Source organism: Flavobacterium limicola (assembly GCF_003634755.1).
Taxonomy (GTDB): Bacteria; Bacteroidota; Bacteroidia; order Flavobacteriales; family Flavobacteriaceae; genus Flavobacterium; species Flavobacterium limicola.
Map to the genome: position 1 here is coordinate 52,249 of NZ_RBXA01000004.1, position 18,968 is coordinate 71,216.

General features: G+C 35.0%; 17 protein-coding genes and 1 riboswitch. Of the genes, 7 read left to right on the plus strand and 10 right to left on the minus strand.

Annotated features, from left to right (window positions below; all coding sequences use genetic code 11):
• The first annotated feature begins 85 nt into the window (after nucleotides 1-85).
• Nucleotides 86-1,540 carry a S41 family peptidase gene (locus BC952_RS12820; protein ID WP_121366029.1) on the plus strand — a complete coding sequence of 485 codons (1,455 nt, stop codon included), beginning with the start codon at nucleotides 86-88 and terminating at the stop codon, nucleotides 1,538-1,540.
• Between the two features lie 113 nt (nucleotides 1,541-1,653).
• Here the strand turns inward: BC952_RS12820 and BC952_RS12825 are convergent, their stop codons facing one another.
• The 7 genes from BC952_RS12825 to BC952_RS15090 all read right to left on the minus strand — a co-directional run bounded on the left by BC952_RS12825 (nucleotide 1,654) and on the right by BC952_RS15090 (nucleotide 8,722).
• A complete protein-coding gene (locus tag BC952_RS12825; RefSeq protein WP_121366030.1) occupies nucleotides 1,654-2,712 on the minus strand; it encodes a YncE family protein in 1,059 nt (352 codons plus the stop codon).
• Between the two features lie 3 nt (nucleotides 2,713-2,715).
• The gene (locus BC952_RS12830) at nucleotides 2,716-4,545 is read right to left on the minus strand and encodes a TonB-dependent receptor (protein ID WP_121366184.1); all 1,830 of its coding nucleotides are present in this window, start codon (nucleotides 4,543-4,545) and stop codon (nucleotides 2,716-2,718) included.
• Between the two features lie 31 nt (nucleotides 4,546-4,576).
• A riboswitch (cobalamin riboswitch) is annotated at nucleotides 4,577-4,849 on the minus strand.
• Nucleotides 4,850-4,947: 98 nt separating this feature from the next.
• The gene (cobC, locus tag BC952_RS12835; protein ID WP_121366031.1) at nucleotides 4,948-5,472 is read right to left on the minus strand and encodes an alpha-ribazole phosphatase; all 525 of its coding nucleotides are present in this window, start codon (nucleotides 5,470-5,472) and stop codon (nucleotides 4,948-4,950) included.
• Nucleotides 5,457-6,254: an adenosylcobinamide-GDP ribazoletransferase gene (locus BC952_RS12840; protein WP_121366032.1), complete on the minus strand. Its 798-nt coding sequence runs from the start codon at nucleotides 6,252-6,254 to the stop codon at nucleotides 5,457-5,459. Before BC952_RS12840 ends, cobC begins: the two co-directional genes overlap by 16 nt.
• Nucleotides 6,255-6,311: 57 nt before the next feature.
• Nucleotides 6,312-7,982, minus strand: coding sequence for a nicotinate-nucleotide--dimethylbenzimidazole phosphoribosyltransferase (gene cobT, locus BC952_RS12845; RefSeq protein ID WP_121366033.1), 1,671 nt, complete (start codon nucleotides 7,980-7,982; stop codon nucleotides 6,312-6,314).
• Between the two features lie 6 nt (nucleotides 7,983-7,988).
• Nucleotides 7,989-8,495, minus strand: a complete 507-nt coding sequence (cobU, locus tag BC952_RS12850; protein WP_121366034.1) for a bifunctional adenosylcobinamide kinase/adenosylcobinamide-phosphate guanylyltransferase — start codon at nucleotides 8,493-8,495, stop codon at nucleotides 7,989-7,991.
• A 2-nt stretch (nucleotides 8,496-8,497) separates the two neighbouring features.
• Nucleotides 8,498-8,722: a C1orf53 family protein gene (locus BC952_RS15090; RefSeq protein WP_244200156.1), complete on the minus strand. Its 225-nt coding sequence runs from the start codon at nucleotides 8,720-8,722 to the stop codon at nucleotides 8,498-8,500.
• On the opposite strand from BC952_RS15090, the gene BC952_RS15095 reads away from it, so the two are divergent.
• The 4 genes from BC952_RS15095 to BC952_RS12870 all read left to right on the plus strand — a co-directional run bounded on the left by BC952_RS15095 (nucleotide 8,622) and on the right by BC952_RS12870 (nucleotide 11,930).
• Entirely contained in the window at nucleotides 8,622-8,882 is a 261-nt protein-coding gene (locus BC952_RS15095) for a hypothetical protein (RefSeq protein ID WP_244200157.1), read from the plus strand. The genes BC952_RS15090 and BC952_RS15095 overlap by 101 nt on opposite strands.
• 90 nt (nucleotides 8,883-8,972) lie before the next feature.
• Nucleotides 8,973-10,115: an ABC transporter substrate-binding protein gene (locus BC952_RS12860; protein ID WP_121366036.1), complete on the plus strand. Its 1,143-nt coding sequence runs from the start codon at nucleotides 8,973-8,975 to the stop codon at nucleotides 10,113-10,115.
• Nucleotide 10,116: 1 nt separating this feature from the next.
• Entirely contained in the window at nucleotides 10,117-11,148 is a 1,032-nt protein-coding gene (locus BC952_RS12865) for an iron ABC transporter permease (RefSeq protein WP_121366037.1), read from the plus strand.
• The gene (locus BC952_RS12870; RefSeq protein WP_121366038.1) at nucleotides 11,148-11,930 is read left to right on the plus strand and encodes an ABC transporter ATP-binding protein; all 783 of its coding nucleotides are present in this window, start codon (nucleotides 11,148-11,150) and stop codon (nucleotides 11,928-11,930) included. The genes BC952_RS12865 and BC952_RS12870 overlap by 1 nt, the downstream gene beginning before the upstream one ends.
• A gap of 13 nt (nucleotides 11,931-11,943) precedes the next feature.
• Here BC952_RS12870 and BC952_RS12875 read toward each other — a convergent pair whose 3' ends face one another.
• The 3 genes from BC952_RS12875 to BC952_RS12885 form a co-directional block, all read right to left on the minus strand.
• Complete coding sequence (locus BC952_RS12875; protein ID WP_121366039.1) at nucleotides 11,944-13,554, minus strand: class I SAM-dependent methyltransferase; 1,611 nt, start codon at nucleotides 13,552-13,554, stop codon at nucleotides 11,944-11,946.
• Nucleotides 13,555-13,668: 114 nt separating this feature from the next.
• Complete coding sequence (locus BC952_RS12880) at nucleotides 13,669-14,124, minus strand: tRNA (cytidine(34)-2'-O)-methyltransferase (RefSeq protein WP_121366040.1); 456 nt, start codon at nucleotides 14,122-14,124, stop codon at nucleotides 13,669-13,671.
• Between the two features lie 24 nt (nucleotides 14,125-14,148).
• Nucleotides 14,149-14,733, minus strand: a complete 585-nt coding sequence (locus BC952_RS12885; RefSeq protein ID WP_121366041.1) for a pseudouridine synthase — start codon at nucleotides 14,731-14,733, stop codon at nucleotides 14,149-14,151.
• A gap of 171 nt (nucleotides 14,734-14,904) precedes the next feature.
• Between BC952_RS12885 and BC952_RS12890 the strand changes: the two genes are divergently transcribed.
• Both BC952_RS12890 and BC952_RS12895 read left to right on the plus strand, forming a co-directional pair.
• The gene (locus tag BC952_RS12890) at nucleotides 14,905-15,270 is read left to right on the plus strand and encodes a hypothetical protein (RefSeq protein WP_121366042.1); all 366 of its coding nucleotides are present in this window, start codon (nucleotides 14,905-14,907) and stop codon (nucleotides 15,268-15,270) included.
• Nucleotides 15,271-15,473: 203 nt separating this feature from the next.
• Nucleotides 15,474-18,887, plus strand: coding sequence for a T9SS-dependent choice-of-anchor J family protein (locus BC952_RS12895; RefSeq protein WP_121366043.1), 3,414 nt, complete (start codon nucleotides 15,474-15,476; stop codon nucleotides 18,885-18,887).
• The last annotated feature ends 81 nt before the right edge of the window (nucleotides 18,888-18,968 follow it).

Here is an 18,968-nt window from a genome sequence, read left to right on the forward strand (position 1 = left end):
CGATTCATTTTTATTTTTGTAACAAAAAACATAAAATAAAACTAAAGTTAGTATTTTTACGTTAATAAAGTATTAAAACAAATTTATGAGAACAGCATTCAAACTTACGCTTTTATTATTTATAGCTGCTTTAACTTTCCAAAGCTGTCAAGACAATGACGATATTCCGCCACCAGCCACTTTGGAAATCCAAGATTTTATTTGGAAAGGAATGAATTTATATTATTTATGGCAGGCTGACGTTCCTAATTTAAGTGATGATCGATTTGCAAACCAAACGGAATTAAATACTTTCCTGGCTAGCTATCCTGTTCCTGAAGATTTGTTTGATGAATTAAGAGTGAACAATACTATTGATCGATTCAGTTGGATTGTAGATGATTATTTAGAACTCGAAGGACAACTTCAGGGAACTACTAAAAACAATGGCGTAGAATTTGGTTTAAGTTACAAGCCAGGAAGTACCACCGAAATATTTGGTCGTGTTCGTTATATAATTGCAGGATCAGACGCTTCTAACAAAAACATCAAACGGGGTGATTTTTTCACTGCCGTAAACGGGATTCAGCTAACGATTAGTAATTACCAATCTTTACTGTTTGGCGCCAATGAAACTTACACACTAAATCTTGCAGATTACAATGGAACAACAATTGTTGCAAATGGAAAATCTGTAGATTTAACAAAAACGGTTCTATCCGAAAATCCGATTTTGATTAATAAAGTAATCACTTCCGGCTCTCATAAAATAGGATATTTAATGTATAATGGTTTTTACGCTAATTACGACAATGAATTGAATGATGCTTTTGGCACATTAAAATCTCAAGGAGTTACGGACTTAGTTCTAGATTTAAGATACAACGGAGGCGGTTCTGTTCAAACTGCTACACGATTAGCAAGTATGATAACAGGTCAATTTACTGGACAGGTTTTTGCAAAACAACAATGGAATGCAAAAATTAATGCTTATTTCGAAGCTGATAATCCGGATGCCTTATTTAATTACTTCACGGATAAAATTGGAGATAAAGAAATAAATAGTTTAAAACTGACTAAAGTTTATATCTTGACTAGTGCAAGCACCGCATCAGCAAGCGAATTAGTAATCAACGGATTAGAACCACACATTCAAGTTATACAAATTGGCGATAAAACTGTCGGGAAAAATGTAGGTTCTGTTACGCTTTATGACTCCCCAAGTTTTGGTAGTGAGAACAGGAATCCAAAACACAGATATGCCATGCAGCCTATCGTGTTAAAAATTGTAAATTCAGTTGGATTTGGAGATTACTTCAATGGATTACAGCCTGATTATTTATTAAAAGAAACGTCGTTCATTGCCTTAGGTGTCCTTGGTGAAACTGATGAACCATTATTAAGCTCAGCCATTGGGAAAATAACCGGTACTGGCAGAATGTTGAGACAAGACCTTGGAAAGGATTTTGAATTTTTTAAAGATTCTAAATCAATGCGAAGATTTCAAAATGAAATGTATATTGAGAAAGCACCAGAAGGACTTTTGAAAGCATTGGAATAAAACCCAAAAAGCATTTCTAGCACTAATTCTAAGAAAAGCTATTCCTAATTTTTTACAAAAAAAGAGGCTATCCGATAAAGATAGCCTCTTTTTTTAAAATTTATTTTTACCTATTAATTATTGAAATAAAAGCCATTAGGAGTTACACCAACAGTGCTATTGTTTTTCAAAACTCCGTTTGTGTCATAAATAGCAACTTTACCATTCGAACTATAATCCGCTGCATCAGCCAAGTAAACTATATTATTGTTTACAGCAAAACCATAGACACTAAAACTAGTCGTAAAAAGAGCTTTTGAAGGCAAAACAGTATCCGATGTATTCATCACAAATACATTTTTAGCTTGTGTGAAATACAATTTATTATTTTCTATATCCATTTGACCAGGATGAGAAGTCAAGGCGAAATCTAAAGTTGTACTAACCATATTTGTAGTAGGATTGATTTTTTGCAACTTCCCAGCAGTTTCATCACCAGTCCAAGAAGCTTTACCACTACTTAGAACATAGATAACACCTTGATTTTCTTCAATACTTGCCGGCTTATCTCCTACTGAAATAGTAGCTGTCACTTTAGAAGTCAAAACATCAACCACTGAAACCGTATTTCCTGAACCATATCCGCCTAAATGTGCTACATATAATTTATTATTATAAACGATCAGCTTTTCTGGACCTTCAGCTACTGGAATTTTGCTTTCTATTACATTTGAAGTCAAATTCACAACAGCAATATAATCGTCCGTTGCATCACTTCCATCTCCCCAGTTTGTAACATATCCTTTTCCATTTGCAAAAACAATATATCTTGGATTTTTCAAATCTTTATCAATAGTCGCAATACTTTTGAAAGAATATCTGTTTACAATTTGAATTGTATTAGAACCATTCATTACTATATAACCAAACTCTCCATTAGCATTAAAATCCTGTGCCGTATCACCTAATAATTTCCCTTGATTAATCGTGGAATAAAGCGAGTTTTGTTGCGTCACAAAATCATTGGTGATAAAAGAAATTTCAGCATTGGCTTTCCCAAAACCTCCTTCATTGATTATAAAAAAGCCATTGTCGTAAGCTCCTAATGATTTTTCCTCATTTGTATCATTCGTACAAGATCCTAAAAACAAAGTGGAAACCAAGACTGCGATTGTAAAAATTTTAAATTTCATGTGTTAATATTTAATTGTTAGAGTTAAATTATAGTTGCTACCAGGCATTGGTCTTACCTCAACGGTTTGGTAGTTTTCATTAAATAAATTCAGTGCTTGAATTCCTATTTTATAATGGTCCAATTCCCCTATTTTGTAATAGACACTAAGATTTGAAACCTGATATTCTTTCAATCTGTAATAATTATCCGCAGAGGTAAAAACTGCACCATTGAATAAATATTGATAATTTAAGGACCAATTTTTATAGGAGTAATCTGCATTCACGGTCATTTTATGATACGGAACATAAATCAGTTGTTTCTGATTACTTTGATCCACAGACGAAGTATAGCCGTATGCCAAACTGATATTAAAATTATGTCCCTTGAAATTTTTAAAATAACTTCCTGTTACCTCTACCCCTTTATTTACAACACTTGCTGTGTTAATAGGCATCCATTGTCCTGTCTCATTAGGAATCCAACGAATCATTCCTTTGGTTTGAATATAAAAACCTGTCAATGAAAATTTCAAAGCATTGATTTTTAATTCCTGACCCAATTCCATTTGATTGGAAAGTTCCGGAATGAGTTCATGGTTACCGCTTCCTTCCCAGTATAAATCATTGAAAGAAGGCAGTCTGAAATTTTTAGATGTGTTCAATTTGATGCTGTACATTTCAAATGGCTGGTAAACTAACCCAAAAGAATATAAAAAGGGATTTCTATAATTTGTGGCAACTTCCTGTCTTACGCTTGCTTCATATTGCATAGCGGGACTTAATGTATGTTTAACTAACAGGCTTGCAGCGCCTATACTTCTTTTGGCATTATTAATTGAGGTCCCAAAACCATTAATTTGCGTGAAATCAACAACTGAATTGACGGTGAAGTTTTTAGTTGGAGAATAATCTAAATCATATTTTATTATTTTAGTTTTGGCGCCACCTTCACTAAAAATATCTTTATCCTTATTCTCATAATACTTATAATTTTCAGTTACATACGCTAATTTCAACTTAGAAGTGAAATCTTTATGTAATCCAACCCACTCCAGCAAATTTCTTGTGTTCAAATCATAATATTTACTCACAGAAATGGAAGCTAAAGTTCCGGAAAAATGCCGTAAACCGTCATATACCTGACTATAAAAATTAATTTTATGATTCAAATTGATTTTATAACCAAAACTTCCATTTAAACTGGTATTGTAATAATCTCCATTTTGATTTTTTTGATTTGAATTGGGATAACCATAATCGTTATCCGAGCTATTTCTGGAGATACTAAACTGAGAAGCAACTTTCTCATCAGAGGCAATAAGCTGATAATAATACCCTTGCGTATTAAAACTTCCAAAATTCATTCGTAAAAGATTCTGAAATTGTTTTTTAAAATGTAGCTCATTGTTCAAATGAATGCTCCCACCTATAGCTGAACTACCATAAATTCCGCTACCACCACCAGTTCTTACAGAAACATTAGTATAACCCAAAGGGGTTATGGTATTAAAATCCGTTTGTCCCAGAAGCTGTGAATTTATGTTAATCCCATTCCAAATCACTGCTGTTTGTGCTGCAGTTGTACCTCTGAAGGAAACAGAAGAAGTCATTCCGTTTCCATATTCTTTCAGATAGAGCAAGCTATTGTATCGCAATAAATTGGTCAATGAACTGTAATTCCTCTGAATCACAGAATCATTTAATACCTGAACCTGTAGTGTTTTTGAATATTTTTTTAAAGCGCCGTCAGTTACAATTACTTCGTTTAAAGAAATTGCAGGTTTATTTTGAGCCAAAACACATTGGCACACACTTAAAAAACAAAATAAAAGTATTTTTTTTGTAGTCATAATTTCTGAACTCTTTTTCCCGAGAGTTCGATATTTGTTACGTAAAAAGGCAGGTCTCCTGGCTTGCGTCTTGTTGTTAACCTTCCCATCCAACAAGCGGACAGTGGTTTTGTAGATAACAACAAGCTTATTAGCTTACAGTTGCGGGTACAGCCCAGGATTTTGATTTAGAAATTAGAAATTTTGACTTAAGATTTATTTAAAAACCTGTAATCTATAATCTAATATCTACAATCAGTCACCTGATTCCCTTTTAATGCTGAATTGAAAAACAAAAACAGCAACCTCAATACGGTGGCAAAGATAGCGCTTTAATCAACTAAAAATCAATTTTTAATTTCAATTAAAATAAATTTGAAAACAAAATACATTGAATCAACAACTTACGTTAAAATAAAAAACTTACCATTCTATTTTCAGTACTGAGCCATAATCGACTTTATTTTGAAAAGCATCTTTTAACGGTAAGCTTGCTATTTTGCATAAGACACTTCGAATTACTCCTGCATGGGCAACAATAACAACTGGTTTTAAAGTATCTTTTTGAAATTCGTTCGTCATAAAGTCAACAACTCGATTGTATAAATCAACAAATGACTCACCGTTAGGAACCCGAACGTTTACAAAATCATTCATCCAAGGTGTAAAATCATTCACAGGAATGTCATCCCAATTTTTCAATTCCCAATTCCCAAAATTCATCTCCATCAAGCGATGATCTGTAATTACAGGCGTTGTTGCTATATAATTAGCTAATTGTGTACAACGAATCAATGGACTAGAGAACACCTTTGCCTGGTCAGGAATTTGCGCTTTTATAGTTTCAAAATGTTGCAGATAAGGTTCCAAAATCCCCACATCTGATTGTCCATAACAAATGCCTTTTTCACAAACCGTTTCGGTATGACGCACTAAATAAATTTCCATAAAGCTAGTATTGATATATAAAATACGACTTCGCAAACCTGTTGTGCAGCTCCCAGACAATCTCCGGTATACCCATCAATCCATTTATAAAAATAACGAGCCAGAAAAAATCGAGTTAAAAAAACGGGTATTAAAACCAATACTATTTGCCATTGAAAAAAAGACAATATAACGAGTGGCAATAACCCAAAAGATAAGGAACCGACTACTTCTTGCCAAGCATACGTTTTTGCGATAGGTTTACTTTTGCTTGTTTCATCATCTCTGGAATAGGAATAAGTGAATATAATGGTGATTGCCACAAAACGACTTACTGATTGTGCCGCAACAAATAAAAGAAAAATCGTCAATGTAGCATTAGGAGTCAGCATCGAGGATTCAGTAATCATCTCGCTTATTACTTTAAACTTAAGTACTAAAAGCAGTAAAATACCAATTGCTCCATACGCTCCAATAGCGCTGTCTTTCATTATCAAAAGAATTCTTTCTTTGGTCCAACCTCCACCAAAACCATCACAAACATCAGCAAATCCATCTTCATGAAAGGCACCAGTAGTTAGAATTCCAGCAATAATTCCCAAAATAACGGCTGTTTCAGTTTCTAAAAATAACGAAGCCAGATAGTAGGCTACAAATGAAATAGTACCAACTATCCAACCAATCAGCGGAAAGTAACGCGTTGCTTTGTTTAAATAATCAGGATTGTGGTCTATGTTTTTAGGACACGGAATTCGGGTGTAAAACATCAAGGCTGTAAAAAACAGGTGTATTTCTCTTTTCATATTTTGTTGAACGCAGATAAACTTATCGTCGTTTTTATTTTAAATTTATATTTAAGATTACTCTTGATCGACACCGGCACTTTCGAAACTTGCCATTTTATTCAAAAAAACAACCGCTGATTGAATTATAGGAAAGGCGACAGCACAACCAGTTCCTTCGCCTAAACGCAAATCTAATTGTAAAATAGGTTGTACTCCCAGATAATCCAACAATTTTCGGTGTGCTTGCTCTGCAGAACAATGACAAAAAATTGCATTTTTTTTGACTCCAGGATTTATTTTAAAGGCTATCAAATACGCTACACTACAAATGAAACCATCAACCAGAATAAGCATATTGCTTTGATAGGCAGATAACATTCCAGCTGCCATCTGCAGAATTTCAAACCCTCCAAAATGAGCCAGTTTTGAATTTAAATCGGGCTCTCCTGAATAATTTTCAATTGCTTTTTTTAGAATTTCATTTTTTTTAATTAATTTTTTATCGCCAACTCCTGTTCCCCTACCCACACAATCCGCAATAGATAATCCAGTGATTACGCTCATTAAAACAGAGGCTGTAGCAGTATTTCCTATACCCATTTCTCCAAAACCTATGCAATTGCTACCTTTTTTTGCAAGCACAGCAACGATTTCTTTTCCTTTACTAAAACACAATTGCAATTCCGTTTGGCTCATTGCCGGACCATGCAAGAACGATTGTGTTCCTTTTCCAATTTTTGCAGAAATCAGATTAGCATTTGTTGGAAAATCATAATTAACACCCGCATCAACAATAGATAACGCAATACCATGCTGTTTACAGAACACATTTATAGCTGCTCCACCTTCCAGAAAATTTAGCACCATTTGTCGCGTTACGTCTTGCGGATAAGCGCTTACACCATGATTTGCAATTCCGTGATCAGCGGCAAAGGTCACTATGTTTGGGTTTATTATTTGGGGTTCTAAACTTTGAAAAACTTCCCCAATTTGTTTGGCTATAGATTCTAGTACTCCCAAAGAGCCTTTTGGTTTTGACTTATGATCAATTTTATATTGTAATGCATTTGAAAAATCAGTGGAAACGATTTGATCATTAAAATTCGGAATTTCCATTTTATAATGGGATAAATTAGTGATTTCTGTCACCGAAGGCACCTCCGATTTTTGCTTCCAATTTAATTGTTGCAACATGGGCTGGTTTTCATAATTTGTAGCGGGTTTGCCCACACAGAAATATCCCAAAGGCTCCATGTAATCCGGAAACCCTAATAAATGCTTGAACTTATAATAGTTCAAAATAGAAACCCAACCCATCGAATATCCTTGTTCAGTAAGCGACAGCCAAATATTTTGCGCCGCACAAACCGAACTAAACTTCACGGCTTCATTGCTTCCTACGGTTCCAATTGTGAAATTATTGAGTACCGAACGATCGTAACAAATCACTAATCCAAGTGGCGCTTCCTCAATAGCTTCTAATTTCAAGGATTTGTAACTTGCTTTTTGATCTTCATTATCGGTCAGGTTTACGGCTTTTTTATCATATTCCAAAAATAATTCTTTGACCGCTGACTTAATTTCAGCTGACTTAATGGTATAAAATCTTGTCGCATCCGTTAATCCTACTGAGGGAGCCCAATGTCCGGCTTGAAGTGCTTTTTTAATGACAGCATCTGGGACTTCATCATTTGTAAAATGACGGGTATCACGACGGGATTTTATAATTTCATCTAAATAAGTCATTTGCAATTATTTGATTTTAACTGGAATTCCGGAGACCATCAACACAACATTATCGGCAGTTGCAGCTAAATATTGGTTCATCCAACCTTGTAATTCGGTAAATTTCCTACCAATGTGAGTATCCGCATGAACGCCCATCCCTATTTCATTGGTTACAATAATTATTGTCGCATTTTCATGATTGACTATCGCATCAAATTCAGCTTTAGCTTGTTCTAAGCACAAGCGAACATCATTTTTAGTATCTACAAAAAAGTTCGTTAACCAAAGCGTAACGCAATCGATAATGGCTACTTCCCCCGAAAAATTAATTTCACTCAAGTGTTTTTCTTTTTCGATATTAATCCATCGTTCGTCACGGTCTTTTTGATGGCGATCGATTCTCTTTTGGAAATCATCATCCCATTTTCGGGCTGTAGCCACATACATTGGTTTATCCGACAATCCTTTTGCTAAATTTTCGGCATAGCTACTCTTACCGGAGCGTTCCCCGCCAGTTATTAAATATATCATTTTTATATTTTTTTAAATCCATACGGACAATGTCGACATCCATTGTTACAACAATGTCCTCTTTTAAGATGAAACCAAGCCTTGAAAACATAATTCCCATTTTCTAAATAATAGTCTATTCCTTCTATGAGATTCGTAGCTTTGAGTAAATCTTTGGCTTTGTTATCCGTTGCAGTTTCAGGAGACAGAGTTGCAACATATTCGTCAATTTTAGTGGAGCAAGCAATTGTAAAACAATTGGAACAGAGACAATCCAACACTTCTGACGGAGAAAAAATGGACGGAAAATTGTTGCACCAGCATTTACTTCCTTCAGGGGTGTCCCCGCAATTAAAAGGAGTTCCGCAAGTAGAACAGTTTTTTACTTTAATGCTATTCATTTTGTAAAGATAGTATTTGTTCAATTTTTTACTACTAAAAATAAACAAGAAATTTTATAAATTTGGTATACCTTTGTTGCTATCGAAAAATTAAACCATGAAGTTCTCCATTAGATTAATCCTTTTTATTTTGTCTTTTTCAACTTTCGTTGGATGTAAAAAAAGCGAAACCTTAAAGGTAAAAGAACCCAAAAATTCAAAAAATGCAATCGAATATGCCTCGGGCTTTTCTATAAATAAATATGAAGGATATTCAATAGTGACGGTTTCAAATCCTTGGCCCGAAGCCAATAAAAACTTCACGTATATACTAAAAGAAAAAAACGGCAGCATTCCTGACAGCCTAAAAAAATATACTACAATTCCAGTTCCTTTACAATCGATTGTGGTTACCTCAACAACTATAATCCCTTTTTTGGAAATGCTGGGAGTTGAAAAATCACTGGTGGGTTTTCCTCATACCGATTATGTTTCTTCTGAAAAAACCAGGAAACTAATTGATGCCGGCACTGTTAAAAACATAGGGCAAAACGAAAAATTAAATATGGAGCAGCTCATTGAATTGGAGCCTAACTTAATCGTAACCTTTGGCATTGACAACAACAATCCAATGCTTGATAATTTACAAAAAAGTGGTCTTAAAGTACTCATTCAAGCGGATTGGATGGAACAAACTCCACTTGGCAAAGCAGAATGGATTAAGCTTTACGGCGCTTTATTTGGAAAAGAAAAAGAGGCAAAAACACTTTTTGACGGAATTGTTAAAAATTATAATGACGCGATACAATTGGTTGCAACCAAAAAACCTACAGCTACAGTTTTATACGGATCAATGTATCAAGATCAATGGTATGTAGCAAAAGGAAATAGCTGGGTAGCGCAATTTATGAAGGACGCCAAAGCAAATTATTTGTGGGCAAATGTTGCAGGAACAGGAAGTCTTAGTTTGCCTTTTGAAAAAATATTAGAGAAAGCAAAAACGGCAAAATATTGGATTGCAACAGGTTCTTTCAAAAGTATTGCTGAATTTAAAAATAGCAATACGCATTACAGTCAATTTGATGCTGCAAAATCTAAAAATGTGTATACTTTTGAAAGTAAATTAGGCGCAACGGGAGGAACCATTTACTATGAATTGGCAGCAAGCAGACCAGATTTAGTATTGAAAGATTACATTAAAATCTTCCATCCGGAACTGCTTCCAAATTATACTTTTACTTTTGCACAAAAACTAAACTAAATTGGCGAATCAAAAACGAAATACTTTTCTATTTTTCTTATTTACTTTTGGGCTTGTTCTTTTGTTTTTTGTAAACATTAGTTTTGGTTCCATAACGATACCTTTTAAAGAAATTTATACTAGTTTAACTGGTGGTCAAGCGAGTAAATCCACCTGGGAATATATCATCATCAATTATCGTTTACCCAAGGCCATTACAGCAATTCTTGTTGGAATGGGATTATCCATAAGTGGTTTGTTGATGCAAACTTTGTTTCGGAATCCATTGGCAGGACCTTATGTTTTAGGACTGAGTTCCGGAGCCAGTTTAGGTGTCGCTTTTGTAATATTAGGAGCGAGCTTACTTCCTCCTTTTTTAAGTACAATTTTACTATCCTCTTATGGAGTGGTTTTAGCCTCAACTATGGGAAGTTCTGTTGTATTACTTGCCGTTTTGATGGTTTCCCAAAAGCTTCGCGATACCATGGCCATCTTAATTGTGGGGCTAATGTTTGGTAGTTTTACCAGTGCAATAGTAGGCGTTCTTGCGTACTTTAGCTCGGCTGAACAATTACAGAAATTTACGTTTTGGTCCATGGGAAATTTAGGAAATTTGTCTTGGTCTTCTGTGTTAATTCTAACCGTTTGTGTGGGGATTGGTTTGTTATTAAGTCTATTTAGCATCAAGCCGCTTAATGCGTTGCTGCTTGGTGAAAATTACGCTCGCAGTTTAGGTTTGAATTTCAAAAAAACACGATTGATTATTATTTTTGCAACGAGTATTTTAGCAGGAAGCATCACGGCGTATGCAGGTCCGATTGCTTTTATAGGACTGGCAGTTCCACATATAGCAAAATTAGTATTTCAAACCAGTAATCATTCTGTTTTGTATTGGAGTACGTTACTTTTAGGAGCTTCGATTATGCTTATTTGTGATGTACTTTCAGAATTGCCCGGATTGGAAATCACTTTGCCAATCAATGCTGTTACTTCAATTATTGGTGCTCCGGTCGTAATTTGGTTATTGGTTAGAAAACGAAAAATGATTGCCTAATGGAAAACAAAATTATCTTACAAGCGTCTCAAATCAGCATCGGTTATTCTCATAAAAAAGAAGAAATCGTAGTGGCTTCGGATATTTCTATTTCTTTAAAAAAAGGAAAACTGATTGCTTTAATTGGTGCGAATGGTATTGGAAAATCCACGCTTTTAAAAACGATAACTGGAATCCAAAAACCGCTTTTAGGTACCGTTTTCTTGAATGAAAAGAAAATTACTGATTATGAACCTTTGGACTTGGCACAAAACCTAAGTATCGTTTTAACCGAAAAATTACCACCTAGTAATTTAACCGTTTTTGAACTCATTGCTTTAGGAAGACAACCGTACACCAATTGGATCGGAACTTTATCTGATATTGATATTGTTAAAGTGAATGAAGCGATGGTGTTGACACAAATCAGTCATTTAGCCACAAAAAAACATTATGAGATTAGTGACGGGCAATTACAGAAAGTATTGATTGCGCGAGCTTTGGCACAGGATACTCCATTAATAATTTTGGACGAACCTACTACCCATTTGGATTTATTGCACAAAGTAGCCTTATTCAAACTTTTGAAAAAGCTTACTCATGAAACCGGAAAATGCATTTTATTTTCTACTCATGATATTGATATGGCGATACAATTGAGTGACGAAATGATTATTATGACTCCTGAAACTGTGCTTCAAGACGAGCCTTGCAATTTTATTTCAAAAGGAAGTTTCAATACCTTATTCAAAGACGAACATATTGTTTTTGACGCTGAAAAAGGAAAATTCATGATTGTTTAGCTCTAAAATTACATTATCCAATTCCTTTCAATAAATTTATACTCACTGTTGCAAGATTTGAGTCTGGGAATCTCCTAAAGAAATTAGTATCCGGATACAATCCTGCTTCAGCGGCTATTTTATGTAAAACCGGAATTTCTACAATATATTGATCGGAAAAACCATGGGTTGCATCATAAGCTGTGGTAGCCGTTTTCCCTAAATTTGCTGCGGTCAAACTTGGAGCAATGGTATGCAATTCAATCATTAACAATCCAAATTTCCGAACATTAGGCGACCATTTATTAAAATGTTCCAACAGATTATCTTCGACAAGACTATTACTGATTCGCTCTCCTCTATACGCAAATGCACCTGTGGATTGACTTACTCTGTCTTTGGTAATTTGCTTTGGCATTTCCCAAATTCGGTTATGATCCAAAAAGGTTCTCACATTTAGTAAATCTTTCAAATCAATGTTATAATTTTCCAATAAGTCATTGGCTAACAAATCCGGTTGACCAATATCGCCCCAAATTACTTTGGCCCAAATATCGGCTTTGATTAAATTGGCTCGGGTTACTTTCAACGCTGCCTGATTGTAATCGGCGCCAACAAGGAATAAAGGATAATCATCCAGCATTTTTCCGCGAAGGGTTTGTCTCTCGATTACAGTATAAATATGTTCTATAAATGCTCCATTCCCGCAACCCATATCTAGAATTCCTTTCGGCTGATCTTCAATTGGTAAATTGAATAATTTGATGATAATTTCATCTACGACTTTAAAATAAGTATCGTGAGCACCTCCGCTTCCCCAAACATTCATTTCCCGGTCTACATGAATTTCATCTTCATCTTCGGCAATCGTACGGAGTATATTTGGGTTACCAAAAATCAAATCCTCAATTTTACTGAAAGTAGGTAAATAGGAAACTGTAACTCCATAAGCAGAGGCTCTTTTGGCAAAAAACAACCCCATTTCCGTAAACTGATAGTTGCCTTTTTTTTGGGTAAACCAACCTAAATTGGTAAAGAAATCGAGAATGATTTTGAAATTTTCGGGAGATTTATGAAATTCTTCAGGGCGGAAAGAAATCTCCATAAAATACTTATGAAACATACCGCTCATACCCAATCGCACTAATATTGGTCCAACCAAACAACCTTCAATATGCGTTAGAATCTGATGTTGAATTTGATTGGTCAACGCGTCATTCGAAAATGAAATTTCATAATTTTTTTTATACAAATCGAAAATTAGACCCAGTCTAACGAACGGAATATCGTCTAATAAACGCGTGCGAAATTGCATCGTGAAATGCAGTAAATCAAGCACATCTTCATACAAATAGAACATCGAAAAAGCAATCGCGCTTTTTTCGTTTATGCTGAATTTAATTTGGTCTGTAGTCGTATTGATATGATAATCCAAGAATCCTTGGGAGCACAAAACACGTAAACCCACATTGAGATAGCCTTCATTGGCTTTAAACTGAGCCGAAAGTTCTGTAAGTGTGACTTCTTTTTTGTCAAGAATATAGGATAGCACTCCTTTTTCATGCAAAACATATGCTACAGGTGCTGTAACTAAACCATCCAAATGTTTAAAAATGGTGGTTCTAAGAGTAATTTTATCAATCATAAAAAGTACGTTTTAAAGGAGAAAAAAACACAATTCAATCCAGAATAACCTACTCAAATATATGGAATTTCAACCACAAAACTACCTTACTTTTTACAATTATAAATTCGTAATTTACAATTTACCAGCTATTTGCCTCTTTGCTTCCCCAATGACAAACGCTACAGAATTTGCAATATTAAAACTTCTAATAAGCGGTGACATAGGAATTGTCAGATGATTGGGAAATTCGTTTAAAACATCTTCACTCAAACCCTTACTTTCTTTCCCAAAAACCAACCAGTCACCATCCTGAAAATCATTCTCCAAATACGATTTTTCGGCATGAGAACTCATCAGAAAAACTCGGGATAAATCCAGAATCTGTGCTTTCCATTCGGCGACATTTTGATATTCCGTAACATCAAGATGCACCCAATAATCCAAACCGGAGCGTTTCAGGTTTTTATCATTGATGACAAATCCAAAAGGATGAATTAAGTGCAAACAGCTTTCGGTTCCCACACACAATCGGCCAATATTTCCAGTATTATTTGGAATTTCAGGTTCTACTAAAACGATGTTTAACATTGTTATTATTGATATTTTTTATTTTTATTCTTTATTCGTATCGATTGCAAAATCAGATACTTCAATCACTTCTCCAGCTTGTAAATCATTAAGATGTACATTTCCTATTCGAACACGAACCAAGCGCAACGTAGGAAAACCAACAGCAGCGGTCATTTTTCGAACTTGGCGAAACTTCCCTTCATTCACGGTTATCGAAGCCCAAGAGGTGGGACCGTGACGTTCATCGCGAATTTTTTTTCCTCTTGTTCCAAAAGCAGGAATTTCAATTATCAAAAAAGCTTTACACTGTTTCGTGATGTATTTCGTACCATTAAAACCTATTTCGACTCCTTTTTGCAATTGCTCAATCGCTTCCTGATTGATAATTCCATCGACTTGGACATAATATTCCTTGTCTACTTTTTTACTTCGAATGATTTCGCTCATCATACCATCCGTTGTCAACAACAATAATCCTTCTGAATCTTCGTCAAGTCGGCCTATTGCCATCGTTCCTTTGGGAAAATCGTGCAATTCACCCAGCAGTTTCTTTTTTCGTTTCAACTCGTAAATAAACTGACTTAGATATCCGTAAGGTTTATGAATGATGAAGTGCGAATGGGACATTTTATTGAATTATTTGTGTGTGCAAAGATAGTTTTGTTTTCGCTGGATTTAAAATAGTGTTGCTATACATTTATTGTTGTAAACCAAAAGCTATGTTAAATAATTGAATTACTTCAAATTAATGACGTAACATTATAGAAGTTAAGCGAATTAACTTTAAAATTAAAGAGTATGGAAAGTAATGATTTAGGTTCAAAAAAAACAAATAATAAGCAAAATACAAACGAAGGATTTAGCGGTCAGAATCTAGCCCAAAATACGAATCCTGAAGTATCACATTTGAAATCAGAAGTAGAAACTGATGCACATGGAAATCAAAAAATTGTCCAAAGAGCACGAAATATAGAAGCAACTTTAGAACAAAATGAGGACACTACTCCTGTTAATTTAAGTTCTGATATTGCTAATGTTTCTGATGAACAAGCTAAAAAAATGGTAGAAAATAAAGATCATAACTCGGATATTACTGCTAATCGTTATCCAAATTCCCATCCTGATAATAAGGAAGACAGAGGAAATATTAAACTGGATGAATAGCAATTGATTTTGTTTAAAAAAGGCCAATATGGATCATTATTCATATTGGCCTTTTTATTTTTAAATATTTAAAAAAAGTAGGGCTTATTAAGCTGTTATTTAAGGACAAACCCCCTTTTACTTTCAGTCTGAAATAGTTGAATTTATAATATTCTCTTAACGTTGGAAATATTATTTTTGTCACCTAATTCAATTATTAACCTATGAAACACAATTACCATTTCCGCCATTTCATGGCTTTTTTAAGTTTTATTTGCTGCTTTTCAGCCACCATTTTTGCCCAAGGAACGGCGCCAACAGCACAAGATTTACCTTTCTCTCAGGATTTTTCAACTCTAGATGTGGCCTCTGCTACATATCCTGCTGGATTTCAAGGCTGGACAGCCAGTACAGCTACCGGAAGCTCATTTAATACCACAGCAACATTAGTTGCAGACAGAGCATTAGTTGCCAGTAGTACAGCTGCTACAACGAGTGGTAATTTCCATAATTACACCGGAAAAATTGGTTTTTTAAATACCGGTTCTTTAGATTTAACTATAGGATTTGCATTCAAAACAATTGGCAAATCGGGTATCTCGATAGAATATGACGCCATGGTAATTCGTAATCCTTATAACGGAACTACAAATTCCCGTATCAACGAGTTAGTGCTTCAATACAGAGTTGGTACTACGGATGCTTTTATTACTTTGTTACCAACAGTGTATTCGAGCGGTACAACATTACAAACTTCAGGTACTACAGGACTAAACATTGAAAAAATAAAAATTGTTCTGCCAGCGGATTGTGACAATAAAGAAGTAATTCAAATCAGATGGATTTCAAGACAGGCTTCTGGTAGTGGTTCCCGCCCTTCATTTGCCATTGACAACATCAGTGTAATCAATGATGTTACCCCTCCTGTAAATGCAGATGGATTTCCAAAAACAAGCAACATCCTTTCCGATGGATTTGATTTTTCAACGCAACTGAATGAAACTGGAAAAACCTATTTTGTTCTATTGCCATCAGGAAGTGCTATCCCAAGCGCAGCGCAAATAAAAGCAGGAATGAATGCTACCGATACAGCGGCTTTACAAGCAGGTATACTTGAAATTACAGAGGCCAATGTTGCGTATGTAAAAAATATTACGGCATTAGCTTTAGGGACTGATTATATAGTATACTCAATATCCGAAGATGCCACTGGTAACATTCAAGCTGACAGCAATAGACTGGACGTAACAACCTCAAGCGTTGTAATACCTTCTTTATCAACTACTAAAACTGTTTTAGATTTTAGTTTTACAGAGCAAAATTTCAGTTCAACTGTATTAAACTACCAAGTTGAGGCGCTTAATCTTACTGGAGCGGTAACCCTGACAGCATCCGGGAACTTTACAATTTCGAAGAATGAAACTACTGGTTTCCAAAATACATTGGTTTTCCCATCAGAAGATTTCACTAATAATACAACTCCTGCTGTTTATGTACGATTTACACCTACTTCAACTGGTGTTTTTTCAGGACAAATCACGCATGAATCTACTGGTGCTTCTACAAAAACAGTAGCTTTATCAGGAACGGGAATTAATCCCTACATTCAGGATTTCAATGACGCAAATGTTCTTACAAACAGCGGTTGGACAGAATATAGTGTAGCAGGTGACAAGATTAAATGGGTGAGTACCAATACGCGTTTTAACAGTTCACCTGCGGCAGTACAAATGAATGGATATTCAGAAACTGGAGCTAGTAAGGACTGGTTAATTTCTCCTAATTTACGTTTGGATACTTTTGACAAATTCCCATTATTGTCTTTTTATTCCCGTAAATTTTTCGCAGGAACACCACTTAAATTAATGGTTTCTGTTGATTACGATGGAAAAAGCAACCCGGAAACAGCAACTTGGACGGCTCTTGAAGGAGATTTTCCAACTACAACTGGAACATTCAAACAGTCCCAATACATCAATCTGGAAGGGTATAAAACCAATCATACTTACATTGCTTGGGTATATGAATCTACTATTTCTGGTGGTACGGATACTGCTGAATGGACTGTTGACGACGTAAAAATCTCTAATGAAGGGACATTTTTAGCTTCAAATCCTGCATTGAATTTTGGAGAAGTAACTCAAAATACAGCATCAACAAGCCAATCTTTTGTTTTCATGGCTGGTGGTTACGGCGATATTACGGTTACGGCTCCTGCTGATTATCAGTTGTCTGTTGACAACAGTACTTTCCAATCCAGTGTAGTGGTTTCAGCTGCTGATGGAGTTGCAGGTAAAATAATTTATGCTCGTTTTTTCCCTTCTTCAAAAGCATTGAACATTTCAGGTGCTTTGACAGTTGTTGGAACAGGATTGAACCAAGAAATAGGTTCTTTGACGGGATCTTCATTACCAAAAACAGAAACATTTGACATCGCAACGTACAACTTAGAATTTTTTGGAAGCAATGTAATCGGTTCAACGGGAACTGAATTTGGTCCAACTGATGATGCATTGCAAATTGAAAATGTGGCTAAAGTAATAAATACTTTGAATGCTGATGTTTATGCAGTTCAAGAGATTTCTGATGATGCTGCTTTAGATGTATTAATCCAAAAAATAAGCATCAACGGAAAAACTTTTGACAAAGTGATTTCTCCGGTATGGTCCTACTCGTTCAACGCTCCTACGCCTGACTTCCCAGCTCAAAAATTAGTAGTTCTTTATAATACTAAAACGACTACGGTAAAAAAGAGTCGAGTAATGTTCAGTAAACTTTTTGATGATATTCGTGCAGAAAAGACAACCTTACCCAATTATCCTGGCGGAAATAGTGCTAGTTTTTATTCCTCAGGTCGCTTACCGCAAATGGTTGAAATTGAAACGAATATTGGCGGTGTAAAAAAAGACATAAAAATCATTAACATTCACGCCAGAGCAAATAGCGGAACCGATATCGCAAGATACAATATGAGAAAATACGACGCTGAATTATTGAAAGACAGTTTAGATGTTCATTATCCTGATGCCAATTTGATAATTTTAGGAGATTATAATGATGATGTAGATGAATCTGTAATTGCAGGAAACCCTTCTTCGTACCAAAAAATGGTTGAAGATGTGTCACGATACAACCCTTTGACTTTAGAAATCAGTAAAGTGGGAGCTTTTAGCTACTTGTCTTCAGGTGGTTTCTTAGATCACATTATTATTTCAAATGAGTTAACGACGGATTATGTTGCGAATTCAACTACAGTTTACGACGCTCGACTGGATGTACCAAATTATGTCAATACGACTTCTGACCATGGTCCGGTGATTGCTCGTTTTGAACTTAAAGCAGATTCAACTTTATCAACAAATGACTTGACTGCAACGAACGGATTGTCTGTAGTTGCGTATCCAAATCCTGCCTCAGAATCATTCAGTGTTGTAATCAATTCCGAAAACAAAGAAGATTTAAAGCTTAATATTTATGATATTTTAGGCAGATCGATGGGAGCTCCAATCAAACTAAAAAGTGTTAGCAACTCAAATGCAACACATATAGACATTGCTAAATTGCCAGTAGGAATATATATCTACACGCTTTCCAATGGAAATAAAGTAGTTTTCAAAGACAAAATAGTTAAAAAATAAAATATCGATTTTAGCATTAAAAAAGAGCCAGATTTCAAAATGAAATCTGGCTCTTTTTATTTAATTTTTTTTTAAACACAA

Excerpts from the sequence above, each read along its gene's own strand:
- BC952_RS12820 (WP_121366029.1), top strand. The coding sequence starts at position 86 with ATGAGAACAGCATTCAAACTTACGCTTTTATTATTTATAGCTGCTTTA.
- BC952_RS12825 (WP_121366030.1), bottom strand. The coding sequence starts at position 2,712 with ATGAAATTTAAAATTTTTACAATCGCAGTCTTGGTTTCCACTTTGTTT.
- BC952_RS12830 (WP_121366184.1), bottom strand. The coding sequence starts at position 4,545 with ATGACTACAAAAAAAATACTTTTATTTTGTTTTTTAAGTGTGTGCCAA.
- cobC (WP_121366031.1), bottom strand. The coding sequence starts at position 5,472 with ATGGAAATTTATTTAGTGCGTCATACCGAAACGGTTTGTGAAAAAGGC.
- BC952_RS12840 (WP_121366032.1), bottom strand. The coding sequence starts at position 6,254 with ATGAAAAGAGAAATACACCTGTTTTTTACAGCCTTGATGTTTTACACC.
- cobT (WP_121366033.1), bottom strand. The coding sequence starts at position 7,982 with ATGACTTATTTAGATGAAATTATAAAATCCCGTCGTGATACCCGTCAT.
- cobU (WP_121366034.1), bottom strand. The coding sequence starts at position 8,495 with ATGATATATTTAATAACTGGCGGGGAACGCTCCGGTAAGAGTAGCTAT.
- BC952_RS15095 (WP_244200157.1), top strand. The coding sequence starts at position 8,622 with ATGAGATTCGTAGCTTTGAGTAAATCTTTGGCTTTGTTATCCGTTGCA.
- BC952_RS12860 (WP_121366036.1), top strand. The coding sequence starts at position 8,973 with ATGAAGTTCTCCATTAGATTAATCCTTTTTATTTTGTCTTTTTCAACT.
- BC952_RS12870 (WP_121366038.1), top strand. The coding sequence starts at position 11,148 with ATGGAAAACAAAATTATCTTACAAGCGTCTCAAATCAGCATCGGTTAT.
- BC952_RS12875 (WP_121366039.1), bottom strand. The coding sequence starts at position 13,554 with ATGATTGATAAAATTACTCTTAGAACCACCATTTTTAAACATTTGGAT.
- BC952_RS12880 (WP_121366040.1), bottom strand. The coding sequence starts at position 14,124 with ATGTTAAACATCGTTTTAGTAGAACCTGAAATTCCAAATAATACTGGA.
- BC952_RS12885 (WP_121366041.1), bottom strand. The coding sequence starts at position 14,733 with ATGTCCCATTCGCACTTCATCATTCATAAACCTTACGGATATCTAAGT.
- BC952_RS12890 (WP_121366042.1), top strand. The coding sequence starts at position 14,905 with ATGGAAAGTAATGATTTAGGTTCAAAAAAAACAAATAATAAGCAAAAT.
- BC952_RS12895 (WP_121366043.1), top strand. The coding sequence starts at position 15,474 with ATGAAACACAATTACCATTTCCGCCATTTCATGGCTTTTTTAAGTTTT.